This is a genomic window from Enterococcus sp. AZ177 (assembly GCF_050544585.1).
Taxonomy (GTDB): Bacteria; Bacillota; Bacilli; order Lactobacillales; family Enterococcaceae; genus Enterococcus_L; species Enterococcus_L plantarum.
The window spans coordinates 2,608,612-2,634,052 of sequence record NZ_CP172944.1 but is presented as its reverse complement, the minus strand read 5'-3'; the positions used below and the strand labels follow the sequence as shown (position 1 = coordinate 2,634,052).

The window sequence follows — 25,441 nt, the reverse complement described above, 5'->3', positions numbered from 1 at the left end:
GTAGGTATAAAGAAAACAGAGAACATCAAGGGTCTGTTCTCTGCTATAATTTCAATTAGTGATAGAAATAATTATCTCGTATCAATCAGCTGAATAATCAATTTTTCAATTTCAGTCATATCATAACTATTACCAATATCAGAAAAAATATAGATAAGTTCTTGTTTTTCAGAAATCATGTCACTATAAATATTTGAAAGTAGGATGTCATAATGGCTATCCTCTTTAAAAGCTTCCGCCTTGATTGGGTATTTATGCCCTAAAACATTTGTTAAATGTTGGATAACTAATTCACCAATAAAAGGATTTAATGAATGATAAACACCAATCGAAATTTTCTCTTCATTTAATTCAGCAATGTGATTCAATATGATCGTATAATGAATTTCAGTGAATTTATTTTTGTAACTGTCTTTTTCACCATCTTGATCAAACTTTTTAGTCGCAATATCCATCAATTCAAAAACTTCATTACCGGAAAATGGATGACGATGCGCATTGACGATAGACTTTATGGTCCAACTATCAAAAGGCAAAATAAACCCATCGAAATAATATAGTTGAGAATGAAGCTGGAACAATAGATTTTCAATATACAATAATCGAGCGGATGACGCATAACTCGATAAATATCCTTGTTGCTTTAGATATTTTAAGATCACTTTGTTCATATAGTTTAAATAAGAACTTTGTCTACGTTGTTGTTCTGCTAATCTGAAAGCAAAAGAAGAATTAGGAGAAAAATTGTGCATAGAACAAAAGAAGTCATAAAACATGTATGCTTCATAAATAGTATATGGACGGTCGATTTTTTTCATATATGTATGTAAAGACAAATTGATCTCTTCAAATAACGGTCGGTCAGGATAATCGTAGTTTGGACTAATGACCGGATTAAATTCAGTCGTCTGTCGTCTAAAAGATATTTTCATCCATAATTTGATTTGTAGCACCTCGGTTGGATCAAAGACTAGATTAAGAGACTCTTTTAAAATATCTACAAAACCAAGATATTGATTAGCCGTTTCTTTTTCTAAACTTGATTTGTCTTCAAAAAGAAACCAGAAGAAACTAAAGAAAAAATAGCGAATCTGTTTTTCTTCACCGATTAATTTTCCGCGTTTGATTTGAAGTCGAAATTCCTTTAGCAGTTCATTTAATTCAGTAATTTTGCGATAATAAGTCGCTGAGCTGATTGCGTAGTTCAGCTGAAAATAATCACAGGTCAATTCCCCTTTATTGAACAGTTGATTGATCATTTGAAATTTAATTGATTTTTCTAGAAAAAGTACAACAACCTTCTTCAATGGGAATGTCGGTTGTTTTTTTAAAAAGATATTTTCACCTTGTAATGTTATTTCAACTTGCTCGCTTACTTGATTCTCTTCCAGAAAACTTTGGAGGAATGACAGATACTCATTCAATGTTGGTAAGCTAATTTGAAATTCGTTGACTAGCTCGTTTTTTGTTGCCTTGCCTTGATTGTTGTATAAAAATAATAATATATCATTCATATAATCGAAGGGCTTTTCTAAAAAATCTCGTTTTAGCATAATAGACACCTCACTTTAAGCATACTTGATTCATAAGAAAATGGCAATACGCATTGTATAAAAAGAAAGTAACTCTTTATTATTATTTCAAAAAAACGAAATTATATATATAATGAAGTGTAATAATTTTTTTAATTTATAATTATGTAATTGCAATGATGGTTTATTCAATTGAAGGGAGAAGAACCATAGTGAAAGTAGTAATTATCGGAGCCTCACATGGAGGGCTTCAAGCTGCGGTAACGATAAAGAAGTTAAATCCTCAAACAGAGGTTGTTTTAATTGAAAAAAGAGGTGAGCTTAGCTTTGTTTCAAGTGGGATTGTTTTGAAATTAAATCAATTAGTCAATGATTTGGACAACGTGAGATACCTTACCTCTGAAGAATTAGAAGAACAAGGTGTAGATGTCTTACTAAACGCAACAGTGACTACAATCGATCCTGATAAAAAAACCATTGCCTACTTGGATACCTCTAAAAAATCACATGAAATCAACTACGAGAAGTTAATCCTTGCAACTGGATCAAATCAATTTTCCACGAACCTAACATTACCAAGTAAAGACAAGGTTACTGTTTTTAAAAGCTATTCAAGCTCTAAGGAAGTGTTGGAAAAATTAGAACATGCAAAATCTATTTCGATTGTTGGTGGTGGATATATCGGTGTAGAATTGTGCGATGCTTTGAGAGGGCAAGGCAAAGAAATTCACTTGATTGAAAGTGCTGATTCAGTTCTATTTCGTTATTTAGATAAGGATCTATCTTCATTGATTGAACAAAAAATTCGAGACTCTGGCGTTAAACTTCATTTAAATGAGAGTGTTATTGGCTTTTCAGACACAGACAAAGAGTTGTTTGTCACGAAAACAACAAATGAAGAAATCAGAAATGATTATGTGATCGTAGCTGTCAATGCTCGACCAGATACTACATTAGTAAAGGATTTTCTAGATTTGAATGCAAACGGAACGATTCGTGTTAATGAGCAGATGCAGACAAGTGATCCTGATATTTTTGCTTTGGGTGATGTTATTTCTTATCCTGTCCACAATAGTTATCGTAAATCTTTTATTCCTTTAGTCAATAATGTTGTTCGCAGCGCAACAGTAGCTGCAATGAACGTAATAGGGTATCCGATGAAATATAATAAAACACAAAAAACAACCGCTGCTAACATTTTCGACTGCTACGTTGCAAGCACTGGATTAACCGAAATAGAAGCCAAATTTGAAGGCATCGAAGTTGAAAGTATCTTTTTGACAGTACCATGCCAATTGCCTTACCTTGAATTGCAGGAGGACGTGCATATCAAAATGGTTTTTGAAAAAGGGTCGCACAAATTAATTGGCGCTCAATTGATGTCAGAAAAAGATATTACGCAATCAATCAACACGTTATCTTTGGCCATCAACCAAGGAATAACACTTGAAGAATTAGTTACGATGGATTTTTATTTTAACCCAAGCATCAATCAACCGATGGGGATCATTAGTCGGGCAGCCTATGAATTTTTGATTGAAAAGTATAAGATTGAATAAATTTGAAGTAAGGTACTTTAATTTCTACTATTATTGCTATAATACTTAGAGAATGTGAGGAAGAGAAAGATTCAACTCATATTCCATGAGTAGAGTAAGGTCTGTTGATTAGACTTTACTCTTTTTTTATAAAAATGAGCTGTTACTTTTTTTGCTTTCCTAAAACGGATAAATTCTATAAAAAAGTCTGTAATGAATGACCGTAGGCATAATATTCGTTGATTTCTTTTTTCTTGTTGATTTATATGCAATTGGAAAAAATGGTTTAATAACCTTATTAAGAGGGCAAACGGTTGAGTAAATATTGAAAATTAGCAATATCTGCATAAGGAATTATTTTGCGTTTTGTGATTTTTTCGTTTCACAAAAAGTGAAAAATACAATTGTGTCTATATGTGTGCTTTGTTATACTTATCCGTATAAATTTAACAAGGAGTGAAAATATGGGGATAAAAAGCAGTCTATCTATAGCAGGGAATGTATCCGCTTCTTTTAGTCAATCAGCCAATGCTTTAAACAACATAAAAGGACCAACCAATATCGCGACGAGAACGAACGTGATGGGCAATGCGAAGGCGAAAGAAACAGCGACTAATTTTGGAAACGATATTAAAAAACTCTCAGCTAGTATTGTAGCTACTGGGAAAAATATACACTCTGTTGCAAAGGATTTTTCCGAAATCGACTTAAAAGCATCACATCAATTTCAAGCGAACACATCGCCAATGAGTAGGTGGTTCTAATGACAGAGGTGAGTGACCAAGCAACACTTAAAACGATTCAAGCAGAACAAGAGTTAGTCACAAGAGAAATCCGGACAATAGGTAAACAACTGGAGGACCTTCACTCTATCCATCAAGAAGAACAGCGCTTATATTCTGAAGTGGTTGCAACTTCTTCGCCGGAAGAACGACACTATTTTCAAGATAGAGGTCTGGATAGTCGAGATCAATCAACTAAAGCGCAACAGCGTCTAGCAGATAAAGAAAGAGAATTAAACAAAACGAAAAAGCAGTTGTTGGAAGCGGAAGAAGAAACCTATCGGAAACAACGGAATGCGCTATTGGAGGAAGAAAAGGAGAAGCAGTAAATGGGGTTGAAATTTTATGTTGGTGAAATGCAGGCGCAAGCAAGTGATGCTTCACGAATGAACCAAGAAGCAAATCAAGCGATCGCTTCGCTTCAAAAAAGTATCGCGCAATTTTTATTCGCACCGTTATCAGGAAAAGCCTATGACTCGGCGAAGCGTTATTTCAATGTGGTCTATACACCAATCTGTCGTTCTGTTACTATGACAGGAGAAGCAATGGCAAGTACCCACAAACGACTGATCAACGAGTATCAAAGTTCTGTTTCAAGTATCGATACAGACGAAGACCAAATCATGAGTCAAATCAACCGATTCGAACAGTTGAAACAACAGTTAGAGCATCAGATGACCGTGTCAAAAGAGGTCCAGCCAAGTTTAGAACGTCGCTATATCAACGCTTGTGAGAGTATTGCTAAAAAAAGAGAACAATTAGAGCAGTTTCATGCTTTTAACGCCCGCTCGGCCAGTTTCTTTTCAGAATACGAAGCTTGCCAACAAGAGCTGTCTCGAGGGATAGCACAAGTCAGTGGATGTAAAGCTTGGAATGGGGCTTCGGGGACATTTGACCTTGGGAAATTAGATATGACCTGGGCCACTTCGATCAATGAACGGTGGAAAAATCGCGCTGAAGCAATCGAAAACAAACGAGCAAAAGAATTTGCGGAAGGGATGAAAGGTCGTTACCATTGTCGTGTCCAACTTGCCACAGGCGCTTACGTATGGATGTGGGTGACCGATCCAAGTAAAGTCACACAAGCAGACGTTCAATTCAATGAAAAATATAAAGAATACCTAGATATATTGACGAAGCCAGAAAAAGGTTTGGTTGACGAGTATTTTCAAACAATTACAGAAGAATTGAAAACAGGGATCAATCAAAAAACAGGGAAACCATTAACGGATTTAGAAAAAGCACAACGTTGGTCGACCATCGCAAGTGCGATCGCAGCCGTAGCAATTGGTGCTTATTATGGAGGAAAAGGGTTTACTGGCAAAGGGACAAACGCACCTAAGACGCCTACTTTAAAGGGAAATAAAGGCGGTAAGAATTATACACTGGATCGAGGGAAGAATAAAGGGAAAACTGGGTATAAGAAACCTAGTGGGGCTAGAAATGTTATTAAAAATAACTTAGGTAAAGAAATAGATATAACCCCTTCTAAAGTTCATACTAAGGTGAATAAAAACCCGGGACCATTTGGTGAACCTAATAGTAGTGTAGATATTTTAGATTCTAAAGGAGAACTTACTACAAGACGATTTTATGATGAAACAGGAAAAGCTATACGTGATGTTGATATGACAAATCATGGTAATCCTAAAAGACATCCTGAGTACCCTCATGAACATAAGTGGAAGTACGATCCTAATGGAAAACCTACTAGAGAATAAAAAATATATATGGAATGTGGAGGTTCGTAAATTATGGACTATAAAGAAATGGAAGAAAGCGTAGGTTATGGAGAAGAATACAATTTTTATTATAAGGATAAAGAATTTTGGATTAGTCAAAATTCTGACGGGAATTACTTAACTGAAGTTGGTGGAGAAACTCAAGAGTTTAAAAACTCAGAAGATTTGTTGAAGAATGCACGAATAAATGGGAAGTCTATTAGTGAGATTTGGGAAGAAATAAAAGATCAGTTTTAAAATAAAAAGGCACTTTATCACGAGACTGTTAATCAAGCGATAAGGCCTAAACTCACTAATCAGGTTGCTGATAGCTAATAATATAAAAAAGTGTAATGTATTTGTTTAAAAATACGTTACACTTTTTGATGTTTGACAATTAAAAAATATCCCAGTCTCTTTTCTGAAATTTATGAACTAAATCACTAATCTCTGTTAGTTCATTTTTAGTCAAGTTAGGTAGGCTTTGAATAATTTCATACTCTTCCTCTGAAGTGATAGTATATTTGGTATCCACACCATTTTTAAAGTTCAATTTTGTATTATCTGAATCATCTAAAAAATAAAGTGTTGGTAAACAGAGCAAAAAATTAGAAGGTACTTGCAGTTTTTTCTCCATAGCTTTTAATTCGTCAAATTTTGGAATAGTAATACCTTCATATTCATACATGTCAAGCATATGCCCTAGTTGCTTTTCTTTGTTTACCGATTCTATATAATTTCTTATTAATGAAATAAATTTCACTTCATCGTCATAAGAAAAGTTATTTTTTTTCACTTCATTCACAATATTTTGAACGTTAGAATCGGCTAAAACAACTGCGGTAGAATACACATCATTTTACAGATGGAATCGGTTGTTGGTGGAATGGGATTGTCAAAGGAACAAAAGGGCTCAATACCGAAGGTTTTTTACTCTTAGAAACAGGCAAAGGCATTTTACTAGTTTTAGAATCTACGATAGGATTTGTAGGAGAGGGGATCAGTTCATTAGCGATTGGGAGTATACAAGTTGGTCAGCTATTAGGTGGAGGACTCGCTGCAGGGATCAATAATCGAAGAGGCGTAAAATCACCAGATTGGATTGGAAAAGATTGGTCAGGAGCTGTTAAGAATGTTCAGGCATTAACTCCTGAAGCCATTTTTGAAATGAGTAAAGCAGCGATAGGCGCAATGGCTGATGACTTTAAACGTGGAGATATCTATGATATGACGACAGATATTTTGACAGTGGGCACCATGTTATCAGCAGTAAACGGATTGAAAAACACGGCAAAGAATGTTACAACTAAGTTGAAAGCGCCAAAAGTAGGATCGGTCGTGGACGATGTAGCTAGGAAAGCTAGTGGAGCTAATATTCCTAAACTTTCTAGTTTGTCCGAAGCAGAAAAACTTAAAATTGCTAATCAATATAAGCAGACTGCACCAGTAGGTATTCCTGACAGTGCAAAATGAATGCTGGTTATGAACAAATTACTTATAAGTGGAATGATGGTCAATTTAAGTATGAAGTAAGGTGGCATACAAGAACTCCAGGAGCACCTGTAGAACAAGGTAATACATGGGTTGTTCAAAGAACAGTACCTGGAAATGGAGGAAACAAGCCACAAACATTCTTTAAAATTGGTGATAATGAATGGGTAGAAGGATATAAATGGTATGATGCTATAAATGCTAGAAAAGCAGGAAATGCTACTCCAGAACAAATAAAAATTTTAGATAAGGGTCATTGGAAGGAATGAATTAAATGATTGATAGTAGGTTTTATGAAGGTTTTCAGGGCGAAGCAGAGTTTACCTTTGTTGCTGATAATAATAAACTTGTAATTTGGAATGGCTATTTCGAGACTATTTTAGATAACTTATTAGATTGCAATGTAGAAAAAGAGGGAATTATGAATGAATATTTTAATCATGAAGGATGGTATGATGATTCACCATGGCTGATAAAAGATAATTCTCTTACTATTAATCAATTAAAACGTTTTGATATTAACAAAATTAATCAAACTTCAATGAAAGAAGATCTAGAAGAAGTAGTTCAAACGATTATTTCATTTTTAGAAATTAATCGTTTGAGTAAAATCTATATTGAATACGAATAATCAAAAAACAAAAAAGGCACTCAATCACAAGACTGGTAATCAAGTGATTGAGCCTTGACTAGTAAGGAACAATCTCACTAATCAAGTTGCCAATAGCTAACAAAAAGCTAGCTGTATTTATTGGACAAAAATTCAAGAGACTTTTCTAATCTTTTTGACTATTCTTTGATATACAAATCAACTAAGTTGTCGACTACGGAAACGGTATGAGTGGGTGAAAAACTACTGATCCGTTTTTTTCATATATCAAAAAATTGAAGTAGTAAAAAATATTCAAACAGAAAATAAATAAAAAGTTAAAGGGATAAACCATATAGTTATTTATACAGTATGCATTTAACCTCGAAAAATTAATTAGATATGACCTGGGCCACTTCGATCAATGAACGGTCGTTACCATTGTCGTGTCCAACTTGCCACAGGCGCTTATGTATGGATGTGGGTGACTGATCCAAGTAAAGTCACACAAGCAGACGTTCAATTCAATGAAAAATACAAAGAATACCTAGATATTTTGACGAAACCAGAAAAGGATTTGGTTGACGAGTGTTTTCAAACAATTACAGAAGAATTGAATACAGGGATCAACCAAAAAACAGGGAAGCCATTAACGGATTTAGAAAAAGCGCAACGATGGTCGGCCATCGCAAGTGCGATCGTAGCCCTAGCAATTGATGTCCATTCTAGTATAATGAACGTAGTTAGCTAAGATAGATTTTTTAAATTTCTTTCACATGATTCAAAAAATAGAAAGCAAATCACTTCTACTTATTGTTATTTAAGCTTATAATAAACTAAAATTCTAGGAGGCATAGCCGATGAAAGCAGACGAAAAAAAAGTTTATGACTTCATAATGGATCGAACGAAAGCTGGTCATCAAGAAGACATGAAACAGTTGCTAGCAGAACTGATGGAAAGAAGATCAACAGACAAGCTCGATAAAATGTACCTGATGAGTGTGGTTCCTAGAGCTCTTTCTTATTTAGACCATGATGCAGTTAATGAAGTAAAAAAAGTAGTGTCAGAGTTTACAGCAAAACGATAAGTTAAAAAATAAAGGCAAGCTGATTCAGGTGGATGAGTTTGTCTTTTTTTTAGGTGTAGGAAATTCCAGATGAAGAAATCAGAATCGAAAAATATCTTAATTCAATCGCATGCAGAAATACATAGAAGAAATCTCTACGACAGTTCAAGAAACCTGTCGTAGAAATAGACAAAAATTGGATTTTTCATTTGTTATTGATAAAATAATTATGCTAAAGTAAATCAGTCATTAAAAAGAGTGGGTGAGCAGGATGAAACATATAAAAAATACATTGAAGTTATTTAAATTAGATTGGCAACGCATTTTTAAAAACCCAATCGCTACATTTTTGATTATTGCACTGATGATTATTCCATCACTTTATGCATGGTTCAATATTGAAGCTTTATGGGATCCTTATGCAAACACAGGAGAGTTACCAATTGCAGTATACAGTGATGATCAAGCAGCATCATTCAAAGGTAAAAAAGTCAATATTGGTGAGGAAGTCTTAAAAAATCTTCATAAAAACAAACAATTGGGTTGGCGGTTCGTCGATTCTAAAGAAGAACTAGACAAGGGCGTACGATCAGGTAAATATTATGCTGGTATTTATCTACCCAAAGATTTCTCCAAAGATTTGTTAAGTTTTACGACAGGGGAAATCACTAAGCCTAAAATAGACTATTCAATCAATGAGAAGATCAACGCAATTGCACCAAAAATTGCGGAAAAGGGCGCGACTTCTTTACAAGCACAAATCACTGATGAATTTACTAAAACAGCTAGTGGGACATTGGTCAAGGTTTTTAATGATATTGGCTACAACTTAGATTCTAATTTAGTCAGTATCACAAAAGTAAAAAACATGATTCTTTCAACAGATGAAAACATGGCTCAAATCGATAAATACACACAAGAAGTTGTAGCATTACACGGGAAAATGCCAGAACTAAAAACAAAATTGGCGAAAGCAAATGAGTTTGTTGAATATTTGCCAGAAGTCGATGCATTAGGAGCGAAATTAGTTGATTTAAATAATAAGATACCGACAATCAAAGAACAAGCGAAAGTTATTTTAACGTTGCAAGAAAAAATTCCGGAAATTCAAAATGCTGGTAAACAATTAGCGATGATCGATGATGATTTTGCTTCTGTTGAACAAACGATGAATGAAGGGATCGAAGAAGCGAAACAAGGCTTAACGATTATTCAACAAGTTCAAACTGCACTACCAGACATTGAAAAACTTGGAAATCAAGCAGATCAATTAGCGACTGCCACGAGTGAAGGGGCAACGAAATTGCAAGAGGCACTACCAGGCATTACAAGTAGTATGAAAGTGACCTTACAAGCAATTGGAACAATCAGTTCTAGCGTTTCATCTGTTGTCGAGCAACTACGAGACAATCGTTTGACACCTGACGAGCGCGAAATGCTGAAACAACAATTGTCAGCTAGTCTAGGAAAACAGCAAGTGGTTGTTCAACAATTGATCCAAACGTTGACACAGATTCAAGAATCCGCTGGAAATCAAGAGTTACAGCCTACTATTGATAAGTTAACAACAATTAGTAATATGATTTCAGATTTAAAAGTCAAAGTGGATAATTTAGATGTAAATGCTATTACAGATGCTGACTTAGAAGCGATTCAAAATGCAGCCAATGAAATTGCTACAACCGCATCAAGTATTGATGTTGAGGCGGTTTCAACGATGGTCAATGATATCTTAACGAAACTGATCGCAACAATTAGTACCGCTCAAGGACTCCTTGATAAGGCAAAACAAATAGACTTTGCTTCATTATTAAACGCAACACAAGGTACTGTTTCAAATGCAATCGGCATTTTAGAAAAATACCAAGCAGAGTTACCTGCAATTAAACAAGAAGTTCATGATGCCAATGTTTTATTGAACGGCCATATGGATACAATCGTAAATGGGATCAACAAAGGTGCCGACCTTTACAATAACGAATTGCCTGTAATAGAAGATAAACTTGGATTAGCAGCAAATTTCATTCAAAATGATTATCTAGGAATCAGAAATAATATCACAGATACATTGAATACGGTCAATGACAAAATGCCGGATTTAGAGTCTGCATTAGATAAAGCCAATGACTTAGTTCAAAACGATTGGCCAACCATCAAAACTGGGGTGCGTAAAGCCGCTGAAGCAATCCGAAAAGGTGAAAAGGATGTAGACCTTGGTCAAGTGATAAAACTGTTTAAACTTGACGCCAATGCTGAAAGTGACTTCTTCTCGAAACCCGTAGAAATATCTGAAGATAAAATCTATCCTATTGCAAATAATGGCTCAGCGAGTACACCGTTTTATACAGCTTTGTGTTTATGGGTCGGCGCAGTGTTGTTTTCAAGCGTTGCAACAACCGATTTTTATTTAGACGAAAAGGACCGCACGAAATATTCTAAACGAGAACAATTTTCTGCAAGAATGTTGACATTCTTAGTCATGGGATTAGCACAAGCGTTGATTGTGACGTTAGGAAATTATTTCTTATTGGGTGTAGATGTAAGACAACCTTTTTATAGTGTCTTGTTTGCCTTATTGATCGCTTTCGCCTTTATGATGATTGTTTACGTTTTAGTAGCGCTGTTCGGAAACGTAGGAAAAGGAGCTGCGATCATTATATTAGTACTGTCTATTTCTGGCGGTGGCGGGAATTATCCAATACAAGTGTCTGGTAAATTCTTCCAGTTTATTAATCCGTTTTTACCATTTACCTATGCGGTGAATTTATTGCGAGAATCGGCAGGAGGAATTTACTGGCCAAACGCGTGGAAAGCAATTATCATTTTAAGTGGTATTGCGATCGTTTTCTGTGTATTAGGGATTTTCTTATATCCGTATGTCGAGGAAAAAACGAAGAAATTAGAGAAGGTCTCTCATGAGAGTCGTATCTTCCACTAAAATAGTGTAGTTATTTATAACAAAAGAGTGAGGCAACTTTGGAATAAGTTTGCTTCACTCTTTTGCTATTTTGTGATAAACAGGACATAATAGAGACAAGCTTCCTCTTTTCAAGGTGCCCCTAACAAAAAAGAAAAGACCTCCAAGCATTCAAATCGGGGCTTTCTAAACAATAAAAAGTCGCTAATAAAAGTCGTTTTTCACTATACAAATTTTTGAAATCATTTTATAGTTTTGAAATATGCTAAAAACGAGGTAGGGATTATGATGATAAATTTTTTAATTGGTCGTTTTGAAAAAAAGCAACAAAAAAGTTCAGATATTCGAACAGCATTTGGGATTTTTGCTGGAATCGTAGGATTATTATCTAACATGCTACTCTTTGTCAGTAAATTTTTGATAGGGTTGATTTCCGGTAGTGTGTCGATCATGGCAGATGCAATGAACAACTTGTCAGATACAGTATCATCTGTTTTGACCTTAGTCGGTTTTTATATTTCTGGTAAGCCAGCAGATGAAGAACATCCATATGGTCATGAACGATTCGAATACATCAGTGGTATGTTGGTTTCTTTACTGATTACATTTGTCGGTTTTCAATTTTTTATGACATCGATCGATCGGATCAAAAATCCGCAAAGTATTACAGTTACTCCAGTAATTTTGATTATTTTAGTTTTATCGATATTGATCAAAGTGTGGCAAAGTGTTTTTTATCAGCGTGTTGCTAAAAAAATTGACTCCAATACACTAGTTGCAACGGCTAAAGATAGTTTAAATGATGTATTTACGACGATTGCTGTATTAGTTTCAGCTACAGTTGAAGGAGTGACGGGATTAAAGATCGATGGAATCGTGGGATTGGTCATTGCTTGCTACATTATTTTTAGTGGCCTTCAGTTGATTCGAGAATTTGTAAATGAGTTGATGGGGTTACGCCCTAATCAAGCAGCAATCGATGAAATGAAGCTGTATTTATCATCTGTTTCAGAAATTGTAGGATACCATGATTTATTGATTCATCAGTATGGACCAAGTAAAATGTTTGCTTCCGTACATATTGAAATCGATGATCGTTGGGATTTAACAAAGGCTCATGAAACAATCGACGAGATCGAAAATAAATTTAAAAAGCAGTTGGGTGTAGAACTCGTTTGTCATATCGATCCGGTAAATTTACATGATCAAAGGCAACAGTTTATTCATCAAGAGCTGAAAAAGGTTATTAAAGGAATTAGTGACGAGTTAAAGGGACATGATATTCGTTTAGTGGATCATGGTGGAAAACCGCGCATTTTATTCGACTTAGTTGTCCCAAATCATTTTAAAGGAACCGATCAAGAATTAAAGATTCGTCTACAAGAGCAAGTCTATAGAAATATTGGCGATTATATAGTAGAAATAACGTTTGATCACAATTACCTATTGTAGAGGTCTCTATAATGACGAAAAAAAGAATATATTTATAATTTTTCTCAAAAATTATATAAATATAGTTATTTTATATAAAAAAATGAGAAAAACAAAAGCTCCTAACATGTTAATATAGATGAGGACTTGTTAGGGGGAAATAGAAAAATGGATACAAATTTATTGATGGTTCTATATTTTTTAGTGATAGTGATTGTTGTTTTAACATTAGTGATTATCAGAGACAAACAATTATTACAGAATTTGTTAGAAAAAAAAGAGAGAAAACAAGAAAAAATTACGGATTTGAAATTAGAAAAAGTTCGTTTAAAGCATATAATAAAAATGCAAGATGAAACAATTTCTCATATGTTGATGTCAAATACGCAGTATTCTAAACCAGTGGGACTGGGGTATCTGAATCGAGATGCTTCAGAAGAATCTGCTATTCAAGAATGGCACTTGGATGAATATGAAAGTATGAACCGAGAGTATTATCAATAAAACAGTGACGAAGAGCTGACGTAAAATGTTGTGAGGCGGATGGGACAGAAGCGCTTATTTCCGAAGGGATTGCTTCTTCTCCCACCATTTATTCGTATTTAGGGTGTGATACAAAAGTGATTTTTACTTTTGTATCACACCCTTTTTACTATGGCAAAATAGGATAGTAAATTTAAAATACCAAGTAGTTCAAGCGTATCTTCTTAATGAAGGAGGGACTCCTTTGGCAACGAAGTTGGTAATTGAAAAAATTTTAACAATATAAAAAGGGCGGATTTCTCCACACCTAAAACAGTCTAACTTTTAGAGCACACAACAAAATAGTTATCACTCAGTCGCTTTTTTACTTTTAAAGTCTGTACGAATATTGTTTAGACGTTTTTAGTAAGGTTTAAGAAATGGTTTGTTCTTTTTCTATTAACGCCGAGAAAAGAATGGAAGACGAACTATTTTTTTTAAAATAACACTCTTGTTATAATGAAGAAAATCAACGGACTGAGCGTTTCTTTAATGGATAAAGAAAGAGTGATAAATTTTTTAATAGTTTAACATGAAAATAATTGACAATCCCAATTTATGAGCGTAGCATATGTCATTGTTTGTGGAAAAAAATACAAATTTTTCCTACTAATAGGTTATAAAAAAATAGAGAAGGAGAGGGGAAAAAGTGGACTATTTAAAACGATTGTTCATCGGAAAACCATTGAAATCTACTGAAAATGATGAACATAAATTAAGTCGATTTGCAGCATTGGCTTTGTTGTCATCAGATGCATTGTCTTCAATTGCTTATGGTACAGAACAAATAGTTGTTGTACTTGTTACACTGTCTGCTGCTGCTATATGGTATTCACTACCGATTGCTGCTTTTGTTATTATTTTACTTATATCATTAACGTTATCTTATCGGCAAATCATTCATGCGTATCCTCATGGCGGTGGAGCTTACGTTGTTAGTAGTGAAAATTTGGGAAAAAATGCAGGTCTAGTGGCTGGTGGGTCACTGTTAGTTGACTACATGTTAACGGTTGCTGTTTCGGTTTCTGCAGGAGCTGAGGCGATCATTTCGGCGGTACCGGCTTTATACGGTCACCAAGTTGCAATTTCGATTGTCATTGTTTTGTTGATTATGTTGATGAATTTACGGGGATTGAGAGAATCCGCTAGTTTTTTGATGTTGCCTGTTTATAGTTTTATTGCCGTGATTACACTGCTCATTGCAACAGGTTTAGTTAAAATCTTTACAGGTGCCGTACCATTACATGCGACCGCAATTCCAGGAACCGTTGTACCAGGTATCACGATTGCGTTGATTTTACGAGCATTCTCATCTGGTTCATCTTCTTTAACGGGGGTTGAAGCAATTAGCAATGCCGTGCCATTTTTCAAAAAACCTCGAGCAAAAAATGCGGCTGGAACATTAACATTGATGGCGGCAATTTTAGGATTTTTCTTTGTCGGCATCACGTTCATAAACTATTGGTATGGAATCGTCCCACAAACTGAAGTAACTGTGCTAGCTCAAATCGGGAAAGCGGTTTTTGGACAGAATATTCTTTATTATGTACTGCAATTTTCTACAGCGTTGATTTTAGCTGTTGCTGCTAATACGGGATTTTCGGCTTTTCCAGTACTCGCATACAATCTAGCAAAAGATAAATTTATGCCCCATATGTATATGGATCGGGGAGATCGTTTGGGTTACTCAAATGGGATTTTGACTTTGGCAGCTGGATCGGTTGTTTTGTTATTGATTTTTCAAGGGTCGACGGAACGATTGATTCCGCTGTATTCCATTGGTGTGCTTATTCCGTTTGCCTTATCTCAGACAGGGATGGTTCTTAAATGGCGGAAAGAGACTGAAAAATGGTTATCAAAATCGATTGCTAATATTGTCGGTGCGTTTATTTCTTATGCGATTATCGTTATTTTATTCATGTATCGTTTAGGCGATATCTGGCCATTCTTTATTATTATGCCTGTTTTGATTTTTGTTTTTTACAGTATCCATGCTCATTATCAAAATGTAGCTGAACAATTGCGCTTAGAGGAAACTGTGAAGCAACAGGAATTTTATGGCAATACAGTCATCGTTTTAGTTGGGAATGCGACTCAGGCAAATGTGGGAGCTGTAAATTATGCTCGTTCGATCGGTGATTATGTGGTTGCGATGCATGTGTCATTAGATGAAAATATCGCAAAAGAAAAGGAAATTGAAGCAGAATTTAAGCGACATTTTCCTGATATTCGTTTTTCTGTCGTTCATTCATCTTATCGGTCGATTACGAACCCTATTCTTCGTTATGTTGATTTGGTGAGTAAAAATTCAGCGAAGCGACAGTATACGACGACGGTGTTGATCCCGCAATTTGTCCCTAATCGACGTTGGCAAAATATTTTGCATAATCAGACGAGTTTACGTTTACGTCTACGGTTATCTTGGCGAGAAAATATCGTTGTCGCAACGTATAGTTATCATTTGAAGAAATAGAAACAGAGCAAGTAAGAATAGTTAACATTCTTACTTGCTCTGTTTGTCAAATTCTAGGAATGTTTACTCGCTGGATCTAATCGGCGTTCGATCATGCCTAATATCCAGTCTGTAATGATAGCCATTAAAGCCGTTGGCAATGCTCCAACAAGGATAATTGCGGTACCATCTGTGGCATTTGTTCCACGAATAATAATATCGCCAAGACCGCCGGCACCTACAAAAGCACCAATTGCTGTGATTCCGATCGCCACAACTAAAGCATTACGAATCCCTGCCATAATTACAGAAACGGAGAGTGGCAATTCCACCATATAAAGTCGTTGCCATTTTGTCATCCCCATGCCTTTACCGACATCTAAAATATTTCGATCAACTTGAATCATCCCAGTATAGGTATTCTTAATGATCGGTAAAAGAGAATAGAGAAAGACTGTAACAATAACGGTATTCACTCCAAGGCCAAGACCTAGCATCAAAATAGAGAGCATTGCTAGGGAAGGAACTGTTTGAATTAAGTTTGCGATACTCACGACCCAACCAGCCATTTTTCTTCTTCGAGCAATGAAAATACCAATTGGGATTCCTACGATTGCAGCAAATAATACACCGTAGATGGAAATTAAGAAATGCCGAACAAATTGACTCAAAACATAACTACCGTTTTGCTCAAAGTAATAGAAAAACTGTTGTAGTAAATTCATATCTTGTAGATTCTGCATTATTTCCCACCTCCTTCAGATTCGAAGAAATGGTGTTCTTTTAAGAAGTTTTCCGCAACTGTTGCTGGTTCCATTAAATCGTTGTCTGCTTGATAATTTAGTTTTTGCATTGTTTCTGTCGAAATTTTTCCTGAAAGTTTAGCAATGACATCGTTCAATTCAGGATGTTTTTCTAAGAGTTCATCCGTTGCAACGGCACAGGCATCGTAAGGTGGGAAGAAGTGAAGGTCATCTTCTAAAATAACTAAATCATAACTGCCAATCCGGCCATCTGTTGAATACCCTAAAACAACGTCCATCTTATTAGCCGCAACAGCATCATAAACTAAACCGATTTGCATAGGAAAAACACGTTTGAAGTCAAAGCCATATGTTTCAGTAAATCCTTTATACCCATCGCCTTTACGGTCGATCCAAGAGGTGTCAACGCCAGCGGTCAATTGATCACCAACTTTTTTTAGGTCGCTGATGGTTTTTAAATTGTATTTTTTTGCTGTTTCTTGTGTGACCATAAATGCATAGGTATTAGCAAACCCATAAGAATTAAACCATTTTTGTTGGAATCTTTTTTGAAACTCTTTTTGCACGACATCAAACGCTTTTTTAGGATCTTTGATTGGGTCCATGTTTAAGGTAGTCGTCAAATCGGTTCCGGTATAACGAGCTGCTGAAATTTGAGCATCTCCGTTCATCATTGCTTGATGATTGATCGTAGTTGTTGCTAAATTGTTGATGATCGTCGTTTTTTCATCTGTATAATGTTCAATCATGCCAGCAACTAAACTTGCTAGTATTTGCGCTTCTGATGTAATTCCACCAGTAATGGAAATCGTAGAATCATCGGAATTAGAAGCAAGCCCAGGTAAAGAACAACCAGATAAAAGCAATGCGCTAAAAAATGTTATGAGTAATAATTTTAATTTACGTTTCATCATTCTGCCTCCCTTAATGCTTTAGGAGTTAATTTCTTCTCTAACAGACCCAATAATAAGTCTGCAGCTAAAGCTAAAATAGTAACAGGAATGGTTCCCGCAAAAATCAAATCAGGTTGATAATTATTTAATCCGCTGAAAATGAAGTCTCCGAGACCACCAGCACCAATGTAAGAAGCGAGCGTTGCCCATGCAATGACATACACTGCAGCTAGGCGAATTCCGGCCATGATCGTTGGCATAGCGATAGGTAACTCAACCATGAAAATCGATTGCACATTTGTCATGCCCATTCCTTTGGCAGCATCTTTATAATCAGAACTTACTTCTTTGATCCCAATATACGTATTTCTTAAAATAGGTAATAGAGAGTAGATAAGTAACGCAATGATTGCTGGAATTTTACCAACACCAAAGATCGGAATCATCAATGCAAGTAGTGCCAATGAAGGAACGGTCTGTAAGGCACTTGTTAAACCAATGACAATGGCAGCCGTTCTTTTTGTTCTCGTCAACAAGATTCCAATTGGGACAGCAAACAAAATTCCTAAGATAAGTGCAACACCAGAAATAAAAATATGTTCACCGATTTTAGTGACAAGTTCATTTCCTCTTTCTAAAAGAAACTGATTCATTTTGCTACACCTCCGCTTGAGGTTGTTTGACATCAGTTGATTCTGTTTCACTTGTAAATGGAGTGGTTTCTTCTGTTTCTTCTTCACCCCAGATAACATCATACACAATGTCTACTAAAGAAGCTCTAGTTAGAATTCCAACGACTTTTTGTCGGTCATCAACAACGGGAACATATTTTAGTCCACGTTTTAAAATTCGTTGCAGGGTATCGCGTAATAATGAGGATTTTTTTACAAAGAATACTTTAGGATTCATGATATCGCTGACACTTGTCGCGGTATTTCTACGGCGGTCAATCGTTTCAACGTCAACAAAGCCTTTTAAGACGCCTGCGCCATCTACCACTAAGAGTGTATCAACACGTTTTTCTCTCATTAGTTTGATTGCTTCTGACAATGATTTTTCCGGGGTGATCGTGATAGCGTTATTTAGCATGACTTCACCAACTGTGGTGATATCTGGTTTAGCCTGGATCAAGCGATCTTCACCGATCAACTCTTCGACAAATTCATTGGCTGGATGACGTAAGATATTGTCTGGTGTATCAAATTGAATGACTTTCCCTTCGCTCATGATGGCAATTCGATTCGATAATTTTAATGCTTCATCCATATCGTGGGTAACAAACACAATGGTTTTTCCTAAACGTTCTTGTAAATCTTTAACTAAATCTTGTAAAGAGTCTCTTGTGATTGGATCTAAAGCTCCAAAAGGTTCATCCATCAAGATAATATCCTGATTCGCTGCAAGAGCGCGGACAACACCGATTCGTTGTTGCTGACCTCCGGATAGCTCATTGGGATAACGATCTAGCATTTCTCTAGGGAGTTCAACTAAATCAATCATTTTTTCTGCGATTTTATTTCGTTCTTCTAGGTCAACTTTTAATAACTTCGGTACAAGAACGATATTTTCTCTAATCGTCATGTGTGGCATCAAGCCGATATTTTGAATGACATAGCCAATTTTTCTGCGTAATTCTACTGGATTGATTGTTTGAATATCTTCACCATTGATCATGATTTTTCCTTTTGAAGGATCAGTCATTCGATTGATCATCCGCATAGAGGTTGTTTTACCACTTCCGCTAGTTCCGATAAAGCAGATAAACTCCCCTTTATTAAAAGACAGATTGACGTCATCTACAGCGATTTTACCGCCTTTGTAAATTTTTGAAACATGTTGAAATTCGATCAACTTTCTCACCCCAAATTCTTTTTTCTGTGTCTCATTCTTTAAATGATTGCAGTGTTTCCTAACAAACGTTTCTACTACTAGTATGCTACAAAATAACGATTTGGACAAATCAGATGTTTTTTTTGTCATTTTAAATTAAAATTTGTGAGAAAATTATTCGATTTTACCAACGAATTTGGGAGTAAAGAATAGTGAGCGTGATTAGGGAACTATTATTCTATTGACAATAGTAAGGAACCTTAGTATATTGATGATGAGCATCTACTGTTTTATGAATAATAGAGTAGGGAAGGAGCATGAAATTTAAAGAAATAGTTTAAGATAGTTGGTGTGTAGGGTCATTTAATAGTAGTTAACCTGTAAAAATGGTTCGATTGCGTATGATTATGTTAGTGGGTAACGTTACGGTTACCTTTAAGATGCAGAACTTTTCACGTAAGCGTTACTATTATCATAAGGTAGATCTGATTTACTCAAAAATAGAAAAGATACAAAAAAAGACAGTAATTAATAGCATAAAAGGAGTTTATTAAGCACATGAAAATTAAGAGAATAGTTATAATCTTCGCTTTAATAGTTGTTATTTTGACTGGATGCGCAAAGGATGCAGATCCGAAAGATGTTGCCACAACTTTTATCAATAATGTCATTTATGATACAGATAATGAAGAGGCAGAAAAGTACTTCTATCAATTAGATGCGCCTAGTCAGAACGATCTGATTCAGGATTTCTCTGAATTATTCGATGTTTCAAAAGAACAAGCAAAGGACTTGGTAGAAATTTATCAAGAACGATTGGATGAAGAAACCAGCTTTTCTGTAAAAATGAAAGACAGTTCCTCAAATAAGTATAAAGCACAAGTAAAAGTGACGGGTTTAGATCAGAAAGCGTTTAATCAGACTTTGGATAAGAAGACAGATGAAGAATTAGTAAAGTGGTTAAGAGATAAAGGGTATGACACGGTCAAACATATAGAAGACATAGACAAAATTTCTGATGAAAAGCAATTAAAAGGCATTTTAAATGAATTAAACGAACTAACAGAGAAAGACCATAATCAACTTCAATTTGAGGCACTAAAAGAAGCGTTTAAAGAATTGAAAGCATCCAAAGAAACGAAGACGATTTATTTAGAATTGGAGCCGGATAAGAAAGAAAAAAAATATTGGATCATTGTAGATGAAGAGAAACGATACGGAGAACTATTGGATGCTTTTCAAGGATAATTTGATAAAAAATATAGTGATTAAGGGGAAATTAGAATGAAAAAATTTATAGTATTTTGTTTGGCTCTTTTTATCGTTGGTGTGGGAATGTCTCAGACAATCAATACCGCGAATGCTACATTTTCAAAAGATGAGGCAGTTAAGGAACGTTTTGCTTTAAAAAGAGAACATCTTGCTGAAGTCGTATCAAAAAAGATTACTCATGTTGAAAATTCAATTAAGAAAAAGTTAGAGGCAAAAGAAACAAAACGAGCCCAAAAAAAGCAACAAGAGGACGCGAAAAAAGTAGAAGAGGAACAAGCTGCTAATCAGAAAGCTCTGAAAGAGACAGAAAAAGAATCAGCGGCAAGTCAACAAGCAGTAGAGGAGACATCACCTCTATCGCCAGAAAATACAGAAGGAACCGAGGCCGTTTCTGGTGCGTCAGCTAATGGACAAGAAATAGGACGGAGAAACAGAGAGTGGGGCGAGCAGTTAAGCGATCCTAATTTGACACCGGAAGAACGTCAAGGTATCATTCAAGAGAAAAAGAATTACAACCGCTATAACCACTGATAGAAGGCCAAACCTTTTTTGTTCTAAAGCATAAATCATTTTGTAGCAGGACTGATTTTCAACGTTTTGAGAAGCTAGACTTTACTTATTAAGGAGAACGTTTTTTTCTAGAAGAATCGTAAAGATTGGCATCTTACTAACTGGTGTTGTAATCGGTTTATTTCAGTGGATACTTATAAGAGATAGCGGGTAATTTTGTCAATCAAAACTGTGATAAGGGGATTGAGCGATGAGGGCTTCTAGCCAGTTTAAAAAAGGTGCTTTAGAAATGTGTGTGCTTCATCTTATTCAAAAAGAAGATAGATATGGATATGAATTAACACAACGAGTGAATCAGTTTATACCTATTACTGAAGGCGCGCTTTATCCCGTTTTACGTCGATTAGTCAAGGAATCCTATTGTGATATCTATACAAAAGAATCACCCGATGGTCCATCCAGAAAATACTATAAAATGACTGACAAAGGAAAAGAATACTTGAAACTTTTAGAAAGTGATTGGGATGATTTCGTTGAACAAGTAAGTAAACTAAGGGAGGCAGAATAGTACAGACGATGGAAGACTATTTAAACCAACTAAAGGCTGCTTTTGCTGAAGAAGATATAGAACAGTTCAATGAGTTAAAAGAAGATTTATTGGAACAATTAGCTATTTGTTTAGAAGAGGGACAGACAGAGGCTGAGGTAGTATCTAGACTTGCGCCACCGGAAGAGATTGCCGCAGATTTTTATGCGGATCTCAGTTTATCTGCGGCAATCAATGCTAAAACTTCTGTTGTACCAAGAGAAGCAATTCAAGAGGTATTCATTCAAACACAGAAAAAAAGAATACACAAATGTGTAAAAACAGTATTGAATTTTTTCAAACCATTTATACTACTCATCCTATTAGCAACTCTTTCTTTCTTCTTGATATATCTATTTAAAGAGCTGAATGAAGAACAAAATCTTGCCGGAATTCCAACGATTTTGAGTCTACTATTGTTGGCAATTATTTTGCAAGTAGTTAAAAGTTGGATTTTAAAAAAACGTCGGTTGATCAATGGTTTATCGAGTGGATTGCTGGGATTGAGTTTATTGATGCTTCTGTTTTTTTCTGTAACCAATCAATTGCTGTACAGAGGTAGACCTTACTATAAGGAGATTCGTTTATCTTCTGAAAAACATGCTGCCTTTCGTTTTGATTCAGATGCGGATGTTGAGTTTACGACTGTAGAAGTATCTAGTGCGGAAAAGCCAAGCTTGATGGTCAAGGGGCGTTTTAAAGAAAGTGATATCCAAAAAATTGAACGTGGTTCATATGAAAATAAAATAAATTTGACTTTGGATCAAGAAAATATGTTTGATGTCTTTACTAAAACTGGACGATCTGAAGTGATTTTTTTCATTCCAAAAGGGGCAATTCTTGATGATTTTCATTTAGGCTTAAGCCGTGGAGATTTGCGTTTGTTGGATATTCAAACAAAGAATTTTGATTTAGAATTAATTACAGGTGATGTCTATGTGAAAAATATTATTGCAGATACGGGGACTATACGTAGTGCGTATGGTGATGTGATCATAGAAGAATCTGCAATGAATTTGAAAGTAAACAGTGATTCTGGCAAAACAATTATCACGGGCATGTTAGGTGATCTGAGCATTGAAGGGAATAAAGGACTGTCTATTTTAAAATTCCTACGCTCAGATAATGTTGTCCTAAACAATCGATCGGGCCGTACGATTTTAGAAGATTCTGAAACAAAGAAACTGAACGCTACTGCCACAAATGGCCAAGTCATTGTTAAGAGAACAAAAGGTGAGCTCATGATAAGCAATGAAACTGGTAAAATCATTTCAGAAGAAAATCAAGGTACATTAGCACTTGAAAATGGATCAGGTACCACGATTGCTATCCAGGAAAGCAAAGTAAATGCAACTGTATCTAGCCAGTCGGGCTTTATCAAATGGCTGCAAGGCCCCAGTCAACCCGTAACTATTAAAGCAAATACAGATACTGGTGAGATGAGGAATGATTTTGCTGATCTGCAAGATAACACAAACTATTTAATTGATGTAAAATCAAAAAGCGGAGATGTCAAAATTTTAGAAAAAGTTGAATAACATTTTCAGTAGCTTCAAATCTTATAGAAATATAGAGTCTAGAGGGAAACTATTTTTTAGTTTTAGCTCTAGACTTTTTATTTAGTTTCATTGATAGTAAAAAGAGCCCTATCAATTAACTTATCACCAAAGAAGAAATGAACTTCATAGCCAGATAACCTAAAAAATGGTAGAATAGCCAAGACAAATCAAGTAGAAAGAGTGACAAATATGCTTAGTACAGAAGATTTTGATTTTGATTTACCAGAAGAACTGATTGCCCAAACGCCTTTAAAAGATCGAACAAGTTCAAGACTTTTAGTTTTAAATCGAGAAACCAAGGAAATAGAAGATAAACATTTTCACGAGATCATTGATGAATTAACTCCTGGTGACGCACTGGTCATGAATGATACAAGAGTGCTGCCGGCTCGCTTATATGGTGAAAAACCTGAAACAGGTGGGCATTTAGAAGTACTTCTTTTGACCAATACAGATGGAGACACATGGGAAACACTGATAAAACCAGCCAAACGCGCAAAAGTTGGCACCAAAATCAGCTTTGGCGATGGTCGTCTGACGGCAACTGTTGTGGAAGAATTAGAACATGGTGGTCGGATTGTGACGTTTAAGTATGAAGGAATCTTTTTAGAAATTTTAGAATCTCTTGGAGAAATGCCTTTGCCGCCGTACATTAAAGAGCGTTTAGAAGATCCAGATCGGTATCAAACCGTCTATGCCAAAGAAAATGGGTCTGCAGCAGCCCCTACAGCAGGTTTGCACTTTACGCAGGAACTACTTGCTAAAATTCAGTCAAAGGGCGTGAAGCTTGTTTATTTGACCTTACACGTCGGATTAGGAACTTTCCGTCCCGTTAGTGTGGATAATATTTCAGAACATGAAATGCATAGTGAATTTTATCGTTTAACAGAAGAAGCCGCCGCTCAACTGAATAACGTTCGTAAAAACGGAGGGAAAATTGTTGCAGTAGGAACAACATCGATTCGTACGTTAGAAACAATCGGAACCAAGTTTGATGGACAAATCAAAGCAGATAGTGGCTGGACAGATATTTTTATTACGCCAGGATATGAATTTAAAGTCGTACAAGCTTTCTCAACGAATTTTCATTTGCCTAAGTCAACCTTAGTAATGTTAGTCAGTGCATTCGCTGGTAAAGAATTAACACTTGCGGCGTATCAGCATGCAATTGATGAACGTTATCGGTTCTTTAGTTTTGGAGACGCAATGTTTGTGAAGTGATACAAAATAAACGTCTAACAAAAAACTCATTCTATCTCTAAGTGAAGTGAGTAGGAAATAAGTGCAATCTGGTTCGCAGATTGTGCTTGTCCTATTTGTTCAAACTTAGAAATGAATGAGTTTTTTATTTTTTGGATTCGAGGTAGTAGCAATTATAAACCGCTTAAAAGTAATGTTTGGGACAATTCTTTTTTACGGACTGATCTTGGTAAGAAACAACGAATTTCATCTTCGTTGAAACCAATCTGTAATCTTTTTTCATCAATCATAATTGGACGACGAAGTAGTCCAGGATTATTTTGGATAAGTTCTAATAATACGTGCAAAGGGAGCTCATTAATATCTGTATCTAACTTTTGGAAGACTTTAGAACGAATCGAAATGATATCTTCTGTTCCTTCTTCCGTAAGGATTAATATATTTTTTAGTTCATCTAATGTAATAGGAGTAGTGCCAAAATTCTTTTCTTCAAATGGAATATCATGATCGATCAGCCATCTCCGTGCTTTTCTACATGATGTACAGCTATTTGTTGTATACAATTTTAACATAAATTTCAGATCCTTTCGAAAATATTGGTACATACCTCTTAATAACTATAATATACTAAAAGTAAAAGATTCACAAAATAAATGCTTACGAAATAGCTGTTTGTTTTTATCAAAAGGTAAATATAAATGAAAATTCACAAACTTTTGTTATTTTTTTGGGTCATTTCAATACCAATTGTGACATTAAGAAATCGGGCTTGTTATGTAAAGGCT

26 protein-coding genes are annotated in these 25,441 nt (G+C 35.4%); 19 read left to right on the top strand and 7 right to left on the bottom strand.

Features of this window, described 5'->3' with window-relative positions; translation table 11 throughout:
* Window positions 1-71: 71 nt before the first annotated feature.
* Complete coding sequence (locus IGJ34_RS12975; protein WP_069653648.1) at window positions 72-1,553, bottom strand: helix-turn-helix domain-containing protein; 1,482 nt, start codon at window positions 1,551-1,553, stop codon at window positions 72-74.
* Window positions 1,554-1,744: 191 nt separating this feature from the next.
* Between IGJ34_RS12975 and IGJ34_RS12970 the strand changes: the two genes are divergently transcribed.
* From IGJ34_RS12970 to IGJ34_RS12950, 5 genes are all read left to right on the top strand, one after another.
* Entirely contained in the window at window positions 1,745-3,091 is a 1,347-nt protein-coding gene (locus IGJ34_RS12970; RefSeq protein WP_069653649.1) for an FAD-dependent oxidoreductase, read from the top strand.
* A gap of 443 nt (window positions 3,092-3,534) precedes the next feature.
* A complete protein-coding gene (locus IGJ34_RS12965) occupies window positions 3,535-3,834 on the top strand; it encodes a TIGR04197 family type VII secretion effector (RefSeq protein ID WP_430597615.1) in 300 nt (99 codons plus the stop codon).
* Complete coding sequence (locus IGJ34_RS12960) at window positions 3,834-4,181, top strand: DUF3958 family protein (protein ID WP_069654925.1); 348 nt, start codon at window positions 3,834-3,836, stop codon at window positions 4,179-4,181. The genes IGJ34_RS12965 and IGJ34_RS12960 overlap by 1 nt, the downstream gene beginning before the upstream one ends.
* Window positions 4,182-5,573: a T7SS effector LXG polymorphic toxin gene (locus IGJ34_RS12955; RefSeq protein ID WP_430597614.1), complete on the top strand. Its 1,392-nt coding sequence runs from the start codon at window positions 4,182-4,184 to the stop codon at window positions 5,571-5,573.
* A 33-nt stretch (window positions 5,574-5,606) separates the two neighbouring features.
* Window positions 5,607-5,831, top strand: a complete 225-nt coding sequence (locus tag IGJ34_RS12950) for a hypothetical protein (RefSeq protein ID WP_069653872.1) — start codon at window positions 5,607-5,609, stop codon at window positions 5,829-5,831.
* Between the two features lie 139 nt (window positions 5,832-5,970).
* Here IGJ34_RS12950 and IGJ34_RS12945 read toward each other — a convergent pair whose 3' ends face one another.
* The gene (locus IGJ34_RS12945) at window positions 5,971-6,426 is read right to left on the bottom strand and encodes a hypothetical protein (RefSeq protein ID WP_069653871.1); all 456 of its coding nucleotides are present in this window, start codon (window positions 6,424-6,426) and stop codon (window positions 5,971-5,973) included.
* A 314-nt stretch (window positions 6,427-6,740) separates the two neighbouring features.
* On the opposite strand from IGJ34_RS12945, the gene IGJ34_RS12940 reads away from it, so the two are divergent.
* From IGJ34_RS12940 to IGJ34_RS12900, 9 genes are all read left to right on the top strand, one after another.
* The gene (locus IGJ34_RS12940; RefSeq protein WP_069653870.1) at window positions 6,741-7,046 is read left to right on the top strand and encodes a hypothetical protein; all 306 of its coding nucleotides are present in this window, start codon (window positions 6,741-6,743) and stop codon (window positions 7,044-7,046) included.
* Window positions 7,043-7,333, top strand: coding sequence for a hypothetical protein (locus IGJ34_RS12935; RefSeq protein ID WP_069653869.1), 291 nt, complete (start codon window positions 7,043-7,045; stop codon window positions 7,331-7,333). The genes IGJ34_RS12940 and IGJ34_RS12935 overlap by 4 nt, the downstream gene beginning before the upstream one ends.
* 5 nt (window positions 7,334-7,338) lie before the next feature.
* Window positions 7,339-7,695, top strand: a complete 357-nt coding sequence (locus tag IGJ34_RS12930) for a hypothetical protein (protein WP_069653868.1) — start codon at window positions 7,339-7,341, stop codon at window positions 7,693-7,695.
* A 382-nt stretch (window positions 7,696-8,077) separates the two neighbouring features.
* Window positions 8,078-8,404, top strand: a complete 327-nt coding sequence (locus IGJ34_RS12925) for a hypothetical protein (protein WP_069653867.1) — start codon at window positions 8,078-8,080, stop codon at window positions 8,402-8,404.
* 109 nt (window positions 8,405-8,513) lie between these two features.
* Complete coding sequence (locus tag IGJ34_RS12920) at window positions 8,514-8,741, top strand: hypothetical protein (RefSeq protein WP_430597613.1); 228 nt, start codon at window positions 8,514-8,516, stop codon at window positions 8,739-8,741.
* Window positions 8,742-8,991: 250 nt separating this feature from the next.
* A complete protein-coding gene (locus IGJ34_RS12915; protein ID WP_430597612.1) occupies window positions 8,992-11,658 on the top strand; it encodes a YhgE/Pip family protein in 2,667 nt (888 codons plus the stop codon).
* Between the two features lie 267 nt (window positions 11,659-11,925).
* A complete protein-coding gene (locus IGJ34_RS12910) occupies window positions 11,926-13,089 on the top strand; it encodes a cation diffusion facilitator family transporter (RefSeq protein ID WP_181429537.1) in 1,164 nt (387 codons plus the stop codon).
* Window positions 13,090-13,236: 147 nt separating this feature from the next.
* Complete coding sequence (locus tag IGJ34_RS12905; protein ID WP_069653863.1) at window positions 13,237-13,572, top strand: hypothetical protein; 336 nt, start codon at window positions 13,237-13,239, stop codon at window positions 13,570-13,572.
* Window positions 13,573-14,239: 667 nt separating this feature from the next.
* Entirely contained in the window at window positions 14,240-16,063 is a 1,824-nt protein-coding gene (locus IGJ34_RS12900) for an APC family permease (protein ID WP_430597611.1), read from the top strand.
* A 53-nt stretch (window positions 16,064-16,116) separates the two neighbouring features.
* Here IGJ34_RS12900 and IGJ34_RS12895 read toward each other — a convergent pair whose 3' ends face one another.
* The 4 genes from IGJ34_RS12895 to IGJ34_RS12880 are packed head-to-tail and all read right to left on the bottom strand — an operon-like array spanning window position 16,117 to window position 19,550.
* Window positions 16,117-16,785: an ABC transporter permease gene (locus IGJ34_RS12895; protein WP_069653861.1), complete on the bottom strand. Its 669-nt coding sequence runs from the start codon at window positions 16,783-16,785 to the stop codon at window positions 16,117-16,119.
* A complete protein-coding gene (locus tag IGJ34_RS12890) occupies window positions 16,785-17,720 on the bottom strand; it encodes an osmoprotectant ABC transporter substrate-binding protein (RefSeq protein WP_430597610.1) in 936 nt (311 codons plus the stop codon). The genes IGJ34_RS12895 and IGJ34_RS12890 overlap by 1 nt, the downstream gene beginning before the upstream one ends.
* Window positions 17,717-18,352 (bottom strand): ABC transporter permease, encoded by a 636-nt coding sequence (locus IGJ34_RS12885; protein ID WP_069646389.1) that lies wholly within the window; start codon window positions 18,350-18,352, stop codon window positions 17,717-17,719. Before IGJ34_RS12885 ends, IGJ34_RS12890 begins: the two co-directional genes overlap by 4 nt.
* Before the next feature lie 4 nt (window positions 18,353-18,356).
* Window positions 18,357-19,550, bottom strand: coding sequence for a betaine/proline/choline family ABC transporter ATP-binding protein (locus IGJ34_RS12880; RefSeq protein WP_430597609.1), 1,194 nt, complete (start codon window positions 19,548-19,550; stop codon window positions 18,357-18,359).
* Window positions 19,551-20,087: 537 nt separating this feature from the next.
* Here IGJ34_RS12880 and IGJ34_RS12875 point away from each other — a divergent pair.
* The 5 genes from IGJ34_RS12875 (at window position 20,088) to queA (ending at window position 24,677) form a co-directional block, all read left to right on the top strand.
* On the top strand, window positions 20,088-20,777 hold the full coding sequence (locus IGJ34_RS12875; protein ID WP_430597608.1) for a hypothetical protein: 690 nt from the start codon (window positions 20,088-20,090) through the stop codon (window positions 20,775-20,777).
* A gap of 36 nt (window positions 20,778-20,813) precedes the next feature.
* Window positions 20,814-21,332: a hypothetical protein gene (locus tag IGJ34_RS12870; RefSeq protein WP_430597607.1), complete on the top strand. Its 519-nt coding sequence runs from the start codon at window positions 20,814-20,816 to the stop codon at window positions 21,330-21,332.
* Window positions 21,333-21,561: 229 nt separating this feature from the next.
* Window positions 21,562-21,879: a PadR family transcriptional regulator gene (locus IGJ34_RS12865; RefSeq protein ID WP_069653855.1), complete on the top strand. Its 318-nt coding sequence runs from the start codon at window positions 21,562-21,564 to the stop codon at window positions 21,877-21,879.
* A gap of 8 nt (window positions 21,880-21,887) precedes the next feature.
* Complete coding sequence (locus IGJ34_RS12860) at window positions 21,888-23,435, top strand: DUF4097 family beta strand repeat-containing protein (protein WP_430597606.1); 1,548 nt, start codon at window positions 21,888-21,890, stop codon at window positions 23,433-23,435.
* 210 nt (window positions 23,436-23,645) lie between these two features.
* Window positions 23,646-24,677 carry a tRNA preQ1(34) S-adenosylmethionine ribosyltransferase-isomerase QueA gene (queA, locus tag IGJ34_RS12855; RefSeq protein ID WP_069653854.1) on the top strand — a complete coding sequence of 344 codons (1,032 nt, stop codon included), beginning with the start codon at window positions 23,646-23,648 and terminating at the stop codon, window positions 24,675-24,677.
* A gap of 152 nt (window positions 24,678-24,829) precedes the next feature.
* Here queA and spx read toward each other — a convergent pair whose 3' ends face one another.
* The gene (spx, locus tag IGJ34_RS12850; RefSeq protein WP_430597605.1) at window positions 24,830-25,228 is read right to left on the bottom strand and encodes a transcriptional regulator Spx; all 399 of its coding nucleotides are present in this window, start codon (window positions 25,226-25,228) and stop codon (window positions 24,830-24,832) included.
* Window positions 25,229-25,441 lie beyond the last annotated feature (213 nt).

Excerpts from the sequence above, each read along its gene's own strand:
- IGJ34_RS12875 (WP_430597608.1), top strand. The coding sequence starts at position 20,088 with ATGAAAATTAAGAGAATAGTTATAATCTTCGCTTTAATAGTTGTTATT.
- IGJ34_RS12865 (WP_069653855.1), top strand. The coding sequence starts at position 21,562 with ATGAGGGCTTCTAGCCAGTTTAAAAAAGGTGCTTTAGAAATGTGTGTG.
- IGJ34_RS12955 (WP_430597614.1), top strand. The coding sequence starts at position 4,182 with ATGGGGTTGAAATTTTATGTTGGTGAAATGCAGGCGCAAGCAAGTGAT.
- IGJ34_RS12895 (WP_069653861.1), bottom strand. The coding sequence starts at position 16,785 with ATGCAGAATCTACAAGATATGAATTTACTACAACAGTTTTTCTATTAC.
- IGJ34_RS12940 (WP_069653870.1), top strand. The coding sequence starts at position 6,741 with ATGAGTAAAGCAGCGATAGGCGCAATGGCTGATGACTTTAAACGTGGA.
- IGJ34_RS12910 (WP_181429537.1), top strand. The coding sequence starts at position 11,926 with ATGATAAATTTTTTAATTGGTCGTTTTGAAAAAAAGCAACAAAAAAGT.
- IGJ34_RS12925 (WP_069653867.1), top strand. The coding sequence starts at position 8,078 with ATGAACGGTCGTTACCATTGTCGTGTCCAACTTGCCACAGGCGCTTAT.
- IGJ34_RS12860 (WP_430597606.1), top strand. The coding sequence starts at position 21,888 with ATGGAAGACTATTTAAACCAACTAAAGGCTGCTTTTGCTGAAGAAGAT.
- IGJ34_RS12870 (WP_430597607.1), top strand. The coding sequence starts at position 20,814 with ATGAAAAAATTTATAGTATTTTGTTTGGCTCTTTTTATCGTTGGTGTG.
- IGJ34_RS12965 (WP_430597615.1), top strand. The coding sequence starts at position 3,535 with ATGGGGATAAAAAGCAGTCTATCTATAGCAGGGAATGTATCCGCTTCT.
- IGJ34_RS12915 (WP_430597612.1), top strand. The coding sequence starts at position 8,992 with ATGAAACATATAAAAAATACATTGAAGTTATTTAAATTAGATTGGCAA.
- IGJ34_RS12885 (WP_069646389.1), bottom strand. The coding sequence starts at position 18,352 with ATGAATCAGTTTCTTTTAGAAAGAGGAAATGAACTTGTCACTAAAATC.
- IGJ34_RS12950 (WP_069653872.1), top strand. The coding sequence starts at position 5,607 with ATGGACTATAAAGAAATGGAAGAAAGCGTAGGTTATGGAGAAGAATAC.
- IGJ34_RS12935 (WP_069653869.1), top strand. The coding sequence starts at position 7,043 with ATGAATGCTGGTTATGAACAAATTACTTATAAGTGGAATGATGGTCAA.
- IGJ34_RS12960 (WP_069654925.1), top strand. The coding sequence starts at position 3,834 with ATGACAGAGGTGAGTGACCAAGCAACACTTAAAACGATTCAAGCAGAA.
- spx (WP_430597605.1), bottom strand. The coding sequence starts at position 25,228 with ATGTTAAAATTGTATACAACAAATAGCTGTACATCATGTAGAAAAGCA.
- IGJ34_RS12930 (WP_069653868.1), top strand. The coding sequence starts at position 7,339 with ATGATTGATAGTAGGTTTTATGAAGGTTTTCAGGGCGAAGCAGAGTTT.
- IGJ34_RS12975 (WP_069653648.1), bottom strand. The coding sequence starts at position 1,553 with ATGCTAAAACGAGATTTTTTAGAAAAGCCCTTCGATTATATGAATGAT.
- IGJ34_RS12905 (WP_069653863.1), top strand. The coding sequence starts at position 13,237 with ATGGATACAAATTTATTGATGGTTCTATATTTTTTAGTGATAGTGATT.
- IGJ34_RS12920 (WP_430597613.1), top strand. The coding sequence starts at position 8,514 with ATGAAAGCAGACGAAAAAAAAGTTTATGACTTCATAATGGATCGAACG.
- IGJ34_RS12890 (WP_430597610.1), bottom strand. The coding sequence starts at position 17,720 with ATGATGAAACGTAAATTAAAATTATTACTCATAACATTTTTTAGCGCA.
- queA (WP_069653854.1), top strand. The coding sequence starts at position 23,646 with ATGCTTAGTACAGAAGATTTTGATTTTGATTTACCAGAAGAACTGATT.